At 60.2% G+C, this 12,391-nt stretch carries 13 protein-coding genes; 12 read left to right on the forward strand and 1 reads right to left on the reverse strand.

The window, feature by feature from the left end:
- The first annotated feature begins 128 nt into the window (after positions 1 to 128).
- The 12 genes from gbpA (at position 129) to gspM (ending at position 11,050) form a co-directional block, all read left to right on the forward strand.
- Positions 129 to 1,595: an N-acetylglucosamine-binding protein GbpA gene (gene gbpA, locus ASE98_RS17760; protein WP_060542630.1), complete on the forward strand. Its 1,467-nt coding sequence runs from the start codon at positions 129 to 131 to the stop codon at positions 1,593 to 1,595.
- Positions 1,596 to 1,670: 75 nt separating this feature from the next.
- Entirely contained in the window at positions 1,671 to 2,210 is a 540-nt protein-coding gene (locus ASE98_RS17765; protein ID WP_060542631.1) for a type II secretion system protein N, read from the forward strand.
- A gap of 8 nt (positions 2,211 to 2,218) precedes the next feature.
- Positions 2,219 to 4,138: a type II secretion system secretin GspD gene (gspD, locus tag ASE98_RS17770; protein WP_060542632.1), complete on the forward strand. Its 1,920-nt coding sequence runs from the start codon at positions 2,219 to 2,221 to the stop codon at positions 4,136 to 4,138.
- 4 nt (positions 4,139 to 4,142) lie between these two features.
- The gene (gspE, locus tag ASE98_RS17775; protein ID WP_060542633.1) at positions 4,143 to 5,615 is read left to right on the forward strand and encodes a type II secretion system ATPase GspE; all 1,473 of its coding nucleotides are present in this window, start codon (positions 4,143 to 4,145) and stop codon (positions 5,613 to 5,615) included.
- Positions 5,616 to 5,618: 3 nt separating this feature from the next.
- Positions 5,619 to 6,827 carry a type II secretion system inner membrane protein GspF gene (gene gspF / locus ASE98_RS17780; protein ID WP_060542634.1) on the forward strand — a complete coding sequence of 403 codons (1,209 nt, stop codon included), beginning with the start codon at positions 5,619 to 5,621 and terminating at the stop codon, positions 6,825 to 6,827.
- A gap of 3 nt (positions 6,828 to 6,830) precedes the next feature.
- Positions 6,831 to 7,289, forward strand: coding sequence for a type II secretion system major pseudopilin GspG (gspG, locus tag ASE98_RS17785; protein ID WP_060542635.1), 459 nt, complete (start codon positions 6,831 to 6,833; stop codon positions 7,287 to 7,289).
- Between the two features lie 3 nt (positions 7,290 to 7,292).
- Positions 7,293 to 7,760, forward strand: a complete 468-nt coding sequence (gene gspH / locus ASE98_RS17790) for a type II secretion system minor pseudopilin GspH (protein ID WP_060542636.1) — start codon at positions 7,293 to 7,295, stop codon at positions 7,758 to 7,760.
- On the forward strand, positions 7,753 to 8,136 hold the full coding sequence (gene gspI, locus ASE98_RS17795; RefSeq protein WP_060542637.1) for a type II secretion system minor pseudopilin GspI: 384 nt from the start codon (positions 7,753 to 7,755) through the stop codon (positions 8,134 to 8,136). Before gspH ends, gspI begins: the two co-directional genes overlap by 8 nt.
- Positions 8,129 to 8,671 (forward strand): type II secretion system protein GspJ, encoded by a 543-nt coding sequence (locus ASE98_RS17800; protein ID WP_060542638.1) that lies wholly within the window; start codon positions 8,129 to 8,131, stop codon positions 8,669 to 8,671. The genes gspI and ASE98_RS17800 overlap by 8 nt, the downstream gene beginning before the upstream one ends.
- Positions 8,668 to 9,519, forward strand: coding sequence for a general secretion pathway protein GspK (locus tag ASE98_RS17805; RefSeq protein ID WP_060542639.1), 852 nt, complete (start codon positions 8,668 to 8,670; stop codon positions 9,517 to 9,519). Before ASE98_RS17800 ends, ASE98_RS17805 begins: the two co-directional genes overlap by 4 nt.
- Positions 9,516 to 10,622 (forward strand): type II secretion system protein GspL, encoded by a 1,107-nt coding sequence (gspL, locus tag ASE98_RS17810; protein WP_060542640.1) that lies wholly within the window; start codon positions 9,516 to 9,518, stop codon positions 10,620 to 10,622. Before ASE98_RS17805 ends, gspL begins: the two co-directional genes overlap by 4 nt.
- Entirely contained in the window at positions 10,619 to 11,050 is a 432-nt protein-coding gene (gene gspM / locus ASE98_RS17815) for a type II secretion system protein GspM (protein WP_060542641.1), read from the forward strand. The genes gspL and gspM overlap by 4 nt, the downstream gene beginning before the upstream one ends.
- On the opposite strand, the gene ASE98_RS17820 is transcribed toward gspM, so the two are convergent.
- Positions 11,043 to 12,266 carry an MFS transporter gene (locus ASE98_RS17820; RefSeq protein WP_256352617.1) on the reverse strand — a complete coding sequence of 408 codons (1,224 nt, stop codon included), beginning with the start codon at positions 12,264 to 12,266 and terminating at the stop codon, positions 11,043 to 11,045. The two genes, gspM and ASE98_RS17820, sit on opposite strands and share 8 nt — an antisense overlap.
- Positions 12,267 to 12,391 lie beyond the last annotated feature (125 nt).

A 12,391-nucleotide genomic window follows, 5' to 3' on the forward strand; every position in this document is an offset into this window, starting at 1 on the left:
TTAATCCTACATAGAGGTTACCTTAAGCTCCGTAATATTCCCGATGGATTGCTCTAGGCGAAAGCAAAGGGCGATATCGCAAGCACTGGCGCAATTTATGCGCCTTAATTTCGATAAGTTGGGAATTTATGAGCGTTACTTTTGTTAAGAGAGCTACGTTAACTGCGGGCACATCGTCGGTACTGTTGTTGTCGGCAATGTTGGCGTCGCAAAGTGCTTCCGCCCACGGATATCTTGAAGTGCCGCCTTCGCGTGCACTGCTTTGCCAGCAAGGCAAAAACGTTAACTGTGGCGGAGCCCAATACGAGCCGCAAAGTGTCGGTGAAACCTTCAAAGGCTTTCCGGCAGGTATCGGCGGTGCTCCGATGCAGGGGCCAGTCGATGGCAAAATAGCGAGCGGCGGTCACTCGCTGTTCTCCGCCGTGGACGCTCAGTCTGCGAACCGCTGGCACCTCACGGAAATCAAGGATCGCAACATTGATTTCCAATGGCAGTATCCGGCTCCTCACCCGGCCACAAAGCACGAGTACTTCATCAGCCGCAATGGCTGGAACCCGAATGAACCGCTCACGCGGGCCACTTTCGAACCTGCGGCATTCTGCACAGTCGATGGCGGTCATAAGCTTCCGGTAGCCGGCGCTAAACAAAACTGCCAAATCCCGGCTGACAAATCCGGTCAGCACGTGATTCTGGGGATCTGGACCGTGGGTGATACCGACGCGGCGTTTTATAACGTGGCGGACGTGAACATCCTTGCAGAACCTGAGTTGCCGGGTGGCTGGTCGGGGGTAGGCAGCATTGCTTCCTCGGATACGTTGCTGGTCGGGGACAAGGTCAAGGCTCGCGCATTCACCGCCAACGGTGAGAGCCCGCAGTACAGCGTCGAAATCAGTATCGACAACCCTGAGGAAGGTTCACCGAACGAATGGTCGTTCAAGCTGGCTGAAAAAATCAACCAGACTCACAAGCTCATCCGCGCCGGCGTTCGTGACGAAAACGGCAATATCGAGCCGATCAAAGGCAATAACAGCCTGTACGCCCAAAAAGAAAGCGGTGTGACCAGTTACATCGTGAAGGCTGACATCCTGCCAGACCCTGGCGCCAGGTTGGCAATCGGGTCGAAGCCAGAAAAATATCAGCTTGAAAAAGGCCAGGCCAAAGTCGATTTCGGCGTTGTCTCCACGCGCAAAATGAACATCGAAGTCAACCTGTACGACGAAAACCAGAAATCGGTGGGTTCCCTCAAACAAGAGATTGGCGCGCAGAACTATATTCTTTCGATGGATGTTCGCAGCAATCCCGGCGCACACACCCTGGTATTGACCGGCACCACTCTGGATGGTCGTACGACCCTTCAGGACAGCCAACCCGCAGAACTCGTCGGTGAAGGCGCAGGCGTCGAATACGACTTCGTATTCCCTGAGGGTATCAGCGGCTACACCGCCGGCACCAAAGTGCTGCAGCCGAAGACCAATGAAGTCTTTGAGTGCAAGCCATTCCCTGAGTCGGGCTACTGCAAACAGTACAGCCCCACCGCGAACGGGTACGAACCAGGTGTCGGTGCTCACTGGCACATGGCGTGGAACAAGCTGTAACTCACAGCGCAGGACTTCAGGCGACCTGAACAGGGTCGTCTGAAGACGGTGTTGCTGTGGAGCATCGAGTTAAACATGGCACTTTCGAATTTCATCAGCCAACGCATTCGCGTTCGCCTGGGCCGCCTTTTTTTGTACGTATTGCCAGTGACCTGCGCAGTATTCCTGGTATGGCAAGAGCGCAACTTTCGCGAGCAACTGGCTAAACCACCGCCTGCCATTGCTGCTCCGTCGGCACTGCCGGCACGCCAGCCATTGGACGCGACAGCGGTATCCAGCGTATTCGGTCTGTCGACCGGTACCACGCTGCAGCCCAGTGCCGAGCCGCTGACTTTGCAGGGCAGTTTTGTCGTCAGCAATGGTTTGTCCAAGGCATTGCTAAGCAATGCGCAAGGCTCGCGCCTTTATCAAGTGGGTGAGCGCTTGCCCGGTGGCAGTGTTCTTCGCCGCGTGGAGTTCAATCAAGTCGTGTTGTGGAACAAGGGGCGCGAAGAGCTTTTAACGCTTGCACCTTCTACCGCGCGCTTTTTGCAGCGACTCGACCCTTCTGTCGCTGCGCAACCAGTGACCACTGCCGCGCGTTTCCTTCGCCCGAGTTCCGGGCAGACAGAGTGATCTAACCCATGAATAGCTACACCGGCGCGCATTCCCTGCGCACCACGCTGCTTTTCCTCGTTTTGGCGACGGCAGTCTTGCCGGGCGTACTTTGCGCCGAAGAAAAACAATGGCAGTTGGCGATGAACAATGCCGAGTTGCGGGACATCGTCGAAGAAATGTCCGGCATTCTCGGTACCACCGTAGTGCTGGACCCCAGAGTCTCCGGACGCATCACGGTCATGTCCCCCAAAGCCCTGGATCGAGAAGGCGTGCGTCGCCTGTTCTATTCGGTTCTCGATGCGCACAATTTCACCGTGATCGACGAAGGTGACCGCGTCCTGATTACCCCTGTCGCTGAAGCCAAGACCAGGGCCGGCAGCGGCACTGCAAAAAATGCCACGGCTTCGCAATATGTCACGCAGGTCATCGAGTTGAGTACCAGCAGCGCATCCGACATTGCCGGGCTGGTGAGACCACTGATATCGGCCAACGGCTATGTGGGTCCATCGGTATCAGCCAACGCTGTGGTCGTCACTGATACGGCCGCCAATGTGAAGCGTGTCGCCAGGGTTGTCGCTCAATTGGATGCCGGCCAGAACAATCTGCATGCGGTCGTTCAACTGCGTCACGCTCAGGCGACAGACATTGCTCCCGTGATGGAGGCCTCGCTGGGCAAGCGCAATACCGAAGCAGTCATACAGGTCCTGGCCGACGGCCGAACCAACCGTTTGATCCTCATCGGTCCACCAGCCGTTCGCCAACGCCTGACCGATCTGGCCCGCAGGCTTGATACACCTGCCAGCGAGACCCTCGACAATGCGCGGGTGATTCGCCTGCGTCATAGCGATGCAAAGCAGTTGGCCGAGATCCTCGAGTCGATGACCCAAGGCAGAAAGCAGGCAACCACCCTAGGCAATGCCAAGGACACATCGACTGTTTCAAATTTCATGATCAAGGCTGATGAAAGCCAGAACGCGCTGGTGTTGATTGCAGAACCAGCGCAGGTGCGGACCATAGAAAACATCGTCCGACAGCTGGACCAGCCCCGGGCCCAGGTTTTGATCCACGCCGCCATCGTGGAAATCTCCGGAGATATCGCCGAAGCCGTCGGCGTCCAGTGGAACCTCAATACCGGCGATGCGTCAGGCTTTATCAACTTTCCCGGAACCGACATCCCGATTGTCGGTGGGTTGAAATTCGACGAGAAAAAATCGGCGCCGGAAGGGGCGATGTTGCGGCTGGGCAGCGACCGCTTTGGCGCGTTGATCTCGGCCCTGGCCAGCAATACCCACAGCAACCTGCTGTCGACGCCGAGCCTGCTGACCCTGGACAACCAGGAGGCGGAAATCATCGTCGGCCAGAACGTGCCGTTCAAGACCGGTTCCTACGCCACCAATAGCAACGGCGCGGATAACCCGTTCACCACGGTCGAGCGCAAAGACGTCGGCATCAGCCTGAAGATCAAGCCTTACATCAACGAGGGCTCGACCCTGCGGCTGGAGGTCGAGCAGGAAGTGTCGGATATTGCGCCGTCGGTTTCGGGCATTGATTCCTCTGACTTGATCACCAACAAGCGCGCGCTCAAAAGCACCATTCTCGCCGACGATGGCGAAATCATCGTGATTGGCGGCCTGATCCGCGACAGCGTGCGCACTCAAAAAAGCGGCGTGCCGCTGCTGCGTGACATTCCTTATCTGGGCGCGATGTTCCGCTGGAACCGCGACACCCAGACCAAAAGCAACCTGATGGTGTTCCTGCGCCCCACCATCGTGCGCAGCAAGGAAGACCTTTCCCAGGTCAGTCAGCAGCGCTACAACGCGCTGCGTGACTTGAGCAAGTCGGGGGCGGGGGAAAACAATTCACTGCTGCTGCCAGCAGAAGCGCGCGGCTTGTTCGACCCGGATCCCGACGCACCGACGTTCGACTTGCGCAGCAAGACGCGGTGAAGTCATGAGTGCAATCTGCGAGCAATTGCCCTTTGGGTTCGCCCGACGTTTTGGCGTGCTGCTGGAGCGTGATGGTGATGACCTGCGCCTGGTTCTGCGTAGCGATGCGCCGCTGACAGCGTTGGCCGAAGCGCGCCGGCTGTGTGGCCGGGAGCTGCCGATGCAGATTGTCGCAGCCGATGAATATGCAGCGCGGCTGGCGTCGACCTATCGCGAGGGACACAGCGCGGCCGAGCAGGTCGCCCAGGGACTGGACGACGAGCTGGACCTGCTCAGTCTGGTCGATCAGGTCCCGCAAACCGCCGACCTGCTGGAGCAACAGGGCGACGCGCCGATCATCCGGCTGATCAACGCACTGCTCGGTGAAGCGGTGCGCGAGCACGCCTCGGACGTGCACCTGGAAACGTTCGAGCAGTATCTCTCGGTACGCATGCGGGTTGATGGGCAGCTGCGCGAAATGCTCAGGCCCCGGCGCGAACTGGCGACACTGTTGGTGTCGCGAATCAAGGTCATGGCGCGCCTGGACATTGCAGAAAAACGCGTGCCCCAGGATGGGCGAATGGCGTTGCGCCTGGCCGGGCATGAAGTCGATGTGCGAGTCTCGACGCTGCCCTCAGCCCACGGCGAGCGGGTGGTGCTGCGCCTGCTCGACAAGCAGGCCGGCCGCCTTGATCTGCATCGGCTGGGCATGCCTGACGACACCCTTGCAGTGTTGCGTCATCTGCTGGGGAAACCCCACGGAATCCTGTTGGTGACGGGGCCGACCGGCTCCGGCAAGACCACCAGCCTGTACGCTGCGCTGAGCAGCCTGAATGACCAGACCCGCAACATTCTGACGGTCGAGGACCCTATCGAGTATCACCTGCCGGGTGTCGGACAGATGCCGGTCAATCCGAAGGTGGACATGACGTTTGCCCGAGGCCTGCGGGCAATTCTGCGCCAGGACCCGGACGTGGTGATGGTCGGCGAAATCCGCGATCGCGAGACGGCCGAGATCGCTGTGCAGGCGTCCCTGACCGGGCACCTGGTGCTCTCGACCCTGCACACCAACAGCGCGGTTGGTGCCGTTACGCGTCTGGTGGACATGGGCGTCGATGCCTACCTGCTGGCCTCGTCACTGGTGGGCATTCTGGCCCAGCGTCTGCTGCGCACATTGTGTTCCCACTGCAAGGTTTCGTACCCGGCGGACGCGGCGGCCTGTCAGCGCCTTGGACTCGATCCGGCCGCGCCGGCGCAGCTGTTCAGGGCGGCGGGATGCGAGCAGTGCCAGCACGGTTATCGCGGGCGTATCGGCATCTACGAATTGATCAGCGTGACACCTGCCGTTGCCGCATTGATTCACCAGGGCGCGAGTGAGCAGGCGCTGGTCGATGCGACGCGTCAGGTCTCGCGCAGTTTGTTTCAGGATGGTCGCCAGCGGGTGCTGGATGGCATGACCAGCCTCGACGAACTGCTGCGCGTGACCCAGGAGAACTAGCCGGTGCCGACGTTCGACTATCGCGCTCACGATGCACAGGGCAAAGGCTGCAAAGGGCGGCTGGAAGCCGACGGGCCGCGCCATGCGCGACAACTGTTGCGTGAACGCGGTTTGTGGCCTCGCACGTTGACCGAGGTCAGAGTCGACGCCAGTACGGGAAGGCAGGCCCGAGGCGGGCGTCTGAGCGCTGCTGACCTGGCGTTACTGACCTTGCAGTTGTCAACGCTGGTCCAGGCCGGCCTGCCCCTGGAAGAAGCCCTCGATGCAGTGGCGAAGCAGAGTGCCAAGCGCAAGGTCGCGGGCCTGTTGTCAGCCGTCAGGAGCCGGGTGATGGAGGGCCATGCGCTGGCATCGGCACTAGGGCAGTTTCCCAAGGCGTTTCCCGAATTGTTTCGCGCTACCGTCGCCGCCGGTGAACGGTCGGGGCATCTCGGTCATGTCCTGGAACAGTTGGCGGCTTATACCCAGGCGCGTCAGGCCTCGCGACAGAAGATCCAGATGGCCCTGGTGTACCCGCTGATCCTGATGCTGGCCAGCGTGGCGATCATCGGTTTTCTGCTCGGTTATGTAGTACCGGATGTTGTGAAGATCTTTGTCGACAGTGGCCAGCCGTTGCCTTGGCTGACCCAGGCTTTGATTGGGCTGAGCAACGGGCTGCGCGACCATTTCCTGCTGGTGATGGGGGTGCTGACAACGCTGTTCAGCCTGTGGCGCTGGAGCCTGCGTCAGCCGCCGTGGCGCCTGCGCTGGCATCGATGGGTGCTGAACACGCCTGTCATCGGCGAGGTGTTGCGCGCCATGGAAGCCGCACGTTTTGCCAGCACCCTGGCGATCCTTGGCAAAAGTGCGGTGCCACTGGTGGATGCACTGGAAATTTCCGCCGCTGTCATCGGCAACCTGACCATTCGCGCGCGGATGGTCGATGTTGCCCGTTCGGTTCGAGAAGGTGGAACCCTGACCCGCGGCCTGGAACTGAGCGGCGACATCCCGCCGATGATGCTGCACATGATCGCCAGTGGCGAACGGGCCGGCGAGCTCGATCGCATGCTGGCCCGTGCCGCCGAACAACAGGAAAGCAGTCTTGCCGCGCGCATTGCATTGGTGGTGAGCCTGTTCGAGCCGGCCATGCTGGTGTTGATGGGCGGCGTCGTGCTGCTGATCGTCATGGCCATTCTGCTTCCAATACTCAGCCTCAACCAATTGGTGAATTGACCCATGCAACGTTTCCGCAAACACAACATAGCCCGCGCGCAGCGAGGTTTTACCCTGATTGAAATCATGGTGGTGGTCGTCATCATCGGTGTACTGGGGGCCATTGTGGTGCCGCAGTTCATGAGCCGTCCCGATCAGGCCAAAGTCACTGCCGCCAAAATCGACATCCAGGCCATTTCTACGGCCCTGGAAATGTATCGCCTGGATAACGCTCATTACCCTTCGACACAGCAAGGTCTGGAAGCCTTGGTCAAACGTCCGTCCGGGGTACCGGTGCCGCGCAACTGGAATCCTCAGGGTTATCTCAAGAGCATGCCGGTCGACCCGTGGAATACGCCCTATCAATACCTCAACCCGGGTGTTCAGTCGGTCGACGGCAGTTACGACCTGTATTCCCTAGGCGCTGATGGCATCACCGGTGGTGAAGGGCATGCGGCCGATATCGGTCTGCGGAGCGACTGATCCATGGTTTACCGCTGCCGGGGTTTCACCTTATTGGAGCTGATGATCGTGATCGTTGTGGTCGGTGTTTTGCTGGGAATGGTGAGCCTGGCGACGAGTGTGAATCCGGCGCGTCAGGCCCTGCAGGAGGCGAATGCGATGGTGCACGTCATCGGGCAGCTGCGTGAACGCGCCGTGCTTGAGGGCCGGGAGTACGGCTTGCGGTTGAGCGTTGATGGCTACCGGGTGATGCGTCAGGGCGATCGCGGCTGGGAGCCCATGGCGATGTTGTATCGCTGGCCCGAAAACGTTCGACCGCGTTTGTTGCAAGACGGTTATGCATTGAGCCTGGGGGCTGACGAAGGGGCGCCGCAGTTGTTGATCTACAGCAGCGATGAAACCAGCGCCTTCACGCTGACACTCGGTTCCGGAAACCGGACCTGGCTGAGCCTGTCCAGTGACGGCATTGGCGAGGTGGTGATCGATGGCTAGTCGGCGATCCATATCGCGTATGGACGGCTTCACCTTGCTGGAGATCATGGTCGCCCTGGCGATTTTTGCGACGCTGGCGGCCGCTGTGTTGTCGGCCAGCCAATACGTTTTGAAGCAGACCGGCGCCGTTGAACAGCGACTCTTTGCCGCCTGGCTTGCGGACAACCAGTTGAACGAATTACGTGTGCAACCCGGGCTGGCGGTCGGTCAACAACAGATGGTCGTGCTCATGGACCGCAGGGAATGGCTGATCCACCAGTCCATCAGCGCCTCGAACGATCCGCGCCTGCTGAAGATCGACATTCACGTCAGCCATCCGGGCAGCGAGCACCCGCTGCACCGCGCCACTGGCTGGATACACGCTCGCCATGAATAAGCAGCGCGGGTTCACCTTGCTCGAACTGGTGATCGCCATGGCCATTTTTGCCGTGCTGGGATTGGCCAGTTGGGGATTGTTCGACAGCGTGGTACGGGTGCAACAGGGCACCGCGGCCCACGAGCGAGAGTTCAGAAACCTGCAGCGCGCCTTGGCAGTGATCGAGCGGGACCTGCTGCACGTTACCGAGCAGCCCATGGTGCTCACACCGACATTTTTGCAGTTGCAGCGCAGCAATTGGCGCAACCCCATGGATCAGCCCCGCAGTGAGCGACAAACCCTGATCTATCGCCTCGATGACGGCGCGTTATGGCGTGAAAGCCTGGTGGACGGCACGCCAGTGATGTCGCGGCAAAAACTCCTCGGGGATGTCAGTGGATTGCGCTGGCGTCTGTTCGACAGGCAGTCCGGCTGGGTCAGTGCCTGGCCGGTCGGCCCTGCTGATAAGGTACCCCTGGCCGTAGAAATGGAAGTGTCGACCGGACGTTTCGAGGCGATTCGCAGGGTGTTCCTGATGCCGGGGGCACTACCGTGAGTGGGCGCCAACGGGGAATAGCGCTGATCAGCGTATTGCTGATCATGACCCTGGCGTTGCTGATCACCAGCGGCTTGTTGCGCAGTCATGGACTGGCATTGCAAAGCAGCGGGCAACAACTGCAACAGATGCATTTGCATCAACTCGCCACTGGCGTGGAAACCCAAGCGCTGTTGCTGTTGCAGGGCGCGCTGCAGACGCCTGCAAAAACCGTCGACCGCACTCAGGCGTGGGCCCGAATGACTCCCGAGCTGGATCTCGAAGACGAGCAGGTGCGGGTGAGCATCGAAGATCTGGCCGGGCGCTTCAACCTCAACTCGTTGTTGCGCTCGGGACAGATTGACCAGGTCACCCTCAATCGTTGGGCGCGTTTGCTTGGTCTGCTGGGTTTACCGTCCTTGCAGTTGGACCAGGTCGGGCCATTGCGCGAACTCAGTCAATTGCGCCTGTTGCCGGGAATTGACGCGCAGATGTTGCGACAGCTGGAACCTTGGGTATCGATGCTGCCCAACGACGCTGTGTTGAATATCAATACCGCGCCAGCGCTGGTGTTACGCACGCTCGGCGAGGTTGATGCCTCGACCGCGGAGGCATTGGTCGAGCAGGGTTCGACGACACCATGGACAAGTGTTCAGGCCTTCACCCTGGACCCGCTGCTATCCACAGCGGACTTGAGCGGCCACGGACTGGGCATCCAGAGCCGCTGGTATCGGATCACCGTGCAAGTGAACCGGGACGGGCGCGGCATGCGCCTGGCCACTGATGTCGAATTCGACCCGGATACCGCTCAACTGAATGTGCTGCAACGACGTTTTCTACCTTCGAGTACCTATGAGATGGCGCAATGACTACCTGGCTTTACCTGACTGCCGAAGGCCTGGACTCGCATTCGAGCGATTGGCCCTGCTGCCTGTGGTCCGAGGCCGGGCAACGTCAGCACCTGCCGTTGACGCAAGCGGCCCCGATGCTCAAGGGGCAACGGGTCGACGTACTGTTGCCCATGGAAATGTGCAGCTGGTTGCGCAGCGATCCTTGGCCGACAAGACGCAGGCCCGAGGCTCAGGCCATTGCTTATGCCGTGGAAGATCAACTGAGCCAAGCGCTGGAAGAGGTGCATTTGAGTATTGGCGCGCGCGATCATGAGGGCTGCTTCCCGGTGATGGTGATCGGCCGGGAGCGGTTGACCGCCGTGCTAGCGTTGCTGGCTGAGGTGGGCATAGAGGTGCGCGCGGTCTTCGTCGATGCCGATCTGCTGCCCGCTGGACAGGCGCTTGGCGTCTGGTGGTTCGGTCGCTGGATGTTGGGCGCAGGGTTGTCGGCACGCATGGCGTTGTCCCAAGAGAGTCTGACGATGCTCACACCGTCACTGCCCGAGGACACCCAGTGGCTGGATGATCGTGAGGACCCGACGAGAACCGATCAATGGCTGAGCGCCCGCCCAGCGCATGCCATCAATTTGCTGCAAGGCAGGTTCGCCTTGCAGCACAGACGTCTGCCTTGGCGTAGCGGTGCGCTGGTGATGCTGACATCGATCGTGCTTGCCTGGGTGGCCGCAGAGGTGCGCATCGATTTTCTCGCGGGTGAAACCAGCCGTCTGGCGGTTCAGAATGAGCAGCGGTTCAAGACGCTCTATCCGCAGCAGAGCCGCATCGTCGACATGGCGGCGCAACTCAAGGCGCTGCAAAGCCAGCCGGCGGACCGGCAGAACACGCGAGTCGCAGGGCTGGTCAAGCTGATCGAACAGGTGATTGGTGCTAGCCATGTAGAAGTCCAGCGCATCGAATTTCGTGCAGGCGATGGCTGGAAAATCCAGCTGACTGCCAACAGTTTTGCCGAGCTGGAACAGTTGCGCGAGCGGGGGCGCCAACAGGGCCTTCCCGTTAGTGTCGACAGTGCAAGCAAGGCGCTCGATCGCGTGCGCGCCACCCTCACCGTGGAGGACGGAGCATGAAGCAGGCATGGCAACGCATATCTGCCCGCGAACAACGTTTGCTGCAGGTACTTGGCGGGTTTTTACTCATGGTGTTGGCGTTCACTCTGATCTTTCAGCCGACGCGCCAACGTCTGGAAACCGTCGAGCGGCAATATCAGCAACAGATGGGGCTGGCCGCGCAGCTGCAAAGGGCGCAACCGCGCAGCCAAACAGCTGTCGCCACTGATGAGCCGCTCTCGCTGCGCATCAGCGAAAGCGTCACGTTGGCGGGCCTGGAAATACGGCAGATGGAGAGCGAAGGCGAGCTGTTGCGCCTCACGCTTGATGGTGATGCGCAAACCTTGATGAAGTGGATCGATGACGTCGAGCGCGACGCCGTCGCGCTGCAATCGCTGACGCTGGAAAACCGTGAAGGGGTTCTGCAGGCGCAGATGGTGCTCAGGTAGCCGAGCCGTTCTGAGGCAGTAGCGGCAATTTCGCCAGCTTCAACGCGACCAGCAGCGCAATCAGCAGCAGCGTGCCAATGAACAGGCCGATTCCGTTCCAGCCGCCCAGGTGCCAGAACACTCCGCCGGCCGTGCCTGCAATGCTCGACCCGGCGTAGTAGCTGAACAGGTACAGCGATGAAGCCTGCCCCTTGGCCTTCAGGGCCCGGCGGCCGATCCAGCTGCTGGCAACCGAATGGGCGCCGAAGAAGCCGAAGGTGAAGATGAGCATGCCGATGATCACCAGCACCAGCGGCGTGAACATTGTCAGGGCAAGGCCGGCGATCATCAGCACGATGGTGCTCCACAGCACCTTGCGCCGGCCGAGCTTGTCGGCCAGGGCACCGATTTTTGCCGAACTGTAGATGCCCGACAGGTACACGATCGAGAGCAGACCGACAAACACCTGATCCATATGGTACGGCTCGGCCAGCAGGCGATAACCGATGTAGTTGAACAGCGTGACGAACGCGCCCATCAACACAAAGGCTTCGAGAAACAGCAGCGGCAGCCCGGCATCGCGAAAGTGCATGGTGAAGCCGTCGAGCAGGCTGCGCGGGTGCAAGGAGCGCGAGCGGAAGTTGCGCGACTCGGGAAGGATTTTCCAGAACACCGCCGCCGCGATCAACGCCAGGCCACCGATCACCAGCATCGCCGTGTGCCAGCTGACGAAGTCGATCAGTACCCCGGTAATCAGGCGTCCGCTCATCCCGCCAATTGCGTTACCGGCGATGTACAGACCCATCGCCAGGCCGATGTGGTGCGGGTGAATCTCTTCGCTCAGGTAGGTCATGGCAACCGCCGCCAGGCCGCTCAGGGACAGGCCGATCAGCGCACGCATCAAGAGCACGCCATGCCAGCTCGGCATCATGGCGCTGGCCATGGTGCAGAGTGCGGCGGCGAATAGCGCGGTAACCATCACCGGCTTGCGCCCGACACGGTCGGAGATGGGGCCGGTGATCAGCAAGCCGAAAGCCAGCATGCCGGTGGCTACCGAGAGGATCAGGCTGCTCTGTGCCGCGTTGATGGAATATTCGTGGGACAGCAGCGGCATCATTGGCTGCACGCAATACAGCAGGGCGAAGGTCGCAAAGCCGCCACAGAACAGTGCCAGCACCGTGCGCATGAACGCAGGGGTGCCTTTTTCGATGTAGATTTCCTGCAACTGGGCAGGCATATCGGGCGCTACTTCATGGGTGAGTGGGGCGATAGCGGTTTTCACTTTGGACCTCGGGATGGCGCAGCCGGTCAGGCAATGAAAAAAGCATATAGCTGGCTATTGATTCAATCCAATATATTGTT

Origin of the sequence: Pseudomonas sp. Leaf48, from assembly GCF_001421885.1 — a bacterium.
Taxonomy (GTDB): Bacteria; Pseudomonadota; Gammaproteobacteria; order Pseudomonadales; family Pseudomonadaceae; genus Aquipseudomonas.

What these genes read in the sequence shown, in the direction of transcription:
- gbpA (WP_060542630.1), top strand. Translation starts at nt 129, where the DNA reads ATGAGCGTTACTTTTGTTAAGAGAGCTACGTTAACTGCGGGCACATCG.
- ASE98_RS17765 (WP_060542631.1), top strand. Translation starts at nt 1,671, where the DNA reads ATGGCACTTTCGAATTTCATCAGCCAACGCATTCGCGTTCGCCTGGGC.
- gspD (WP_060542632.1), top strand. Translation starts at nt 2,219, where the DNA reads ATGAATAGCTACACCGGCGCGCATTCCCTGCGCACCACGCTGCTTTTC.
- gspE (WP_060542633.1), top strand. Translation starts at nt 4,143, where the DNA reads ATGAGTGCAATCTGCGAGCAATTGCCCTTTGGGTTCGCCCGACGTTTT.
- gspG (WP_060542635.1), top strand. Translation starts at nt 6,831, where the DNA reads ATGCAACGTTTCCGCAAACACAACATAGCCCGCGCGCAGCGAGGTTTT.
- gspH (WP_060542636.1), top strand. Translation starts at nt 7,293, where the DNA reads ATGGTTTACCGCTGCCGGGGTTTCACCTTATTGGAGCTGATGATCGTG.
- gspI (WP_060542637.1), top strand. Translation starts at nt 7,753, where the DNA reads ATGGCTAGTCGGCGATCCATATCGCGTATGGACGGCTTCACCTTGCTG.
- ASE98_RS17800 (WP_060542638.1), top strand. Translation starts at nt 8,129, where the DNA reads ATGAATAAGCAGCGCGGGTTCACCTTGCTCGAACTGGTGATCGCCATG.
- gspL (WP_060542640.1), top strand. Translation starts at nt 9,516, where the DNA reads ATGACTACCTGGCTTTACCTGACTGCCGAAGGCCTGGACTCGCATTCG.
- gspM (WP_060542641.1), top strand. Translation starts at nt 10,619, where the DNA reads ATGAAGCAGGCATGGCAACGCATATCTGCCCGCGAACAACGTTTGCTG.
- ASE98_RS17820 (WP_256352617.1), bottom strand. Translation starts at nt 12,266, where the DNA reads ATGCCTGCCCAGTTGCAGGAAATCTACATCGAAAAAGGCACCCCTGCG.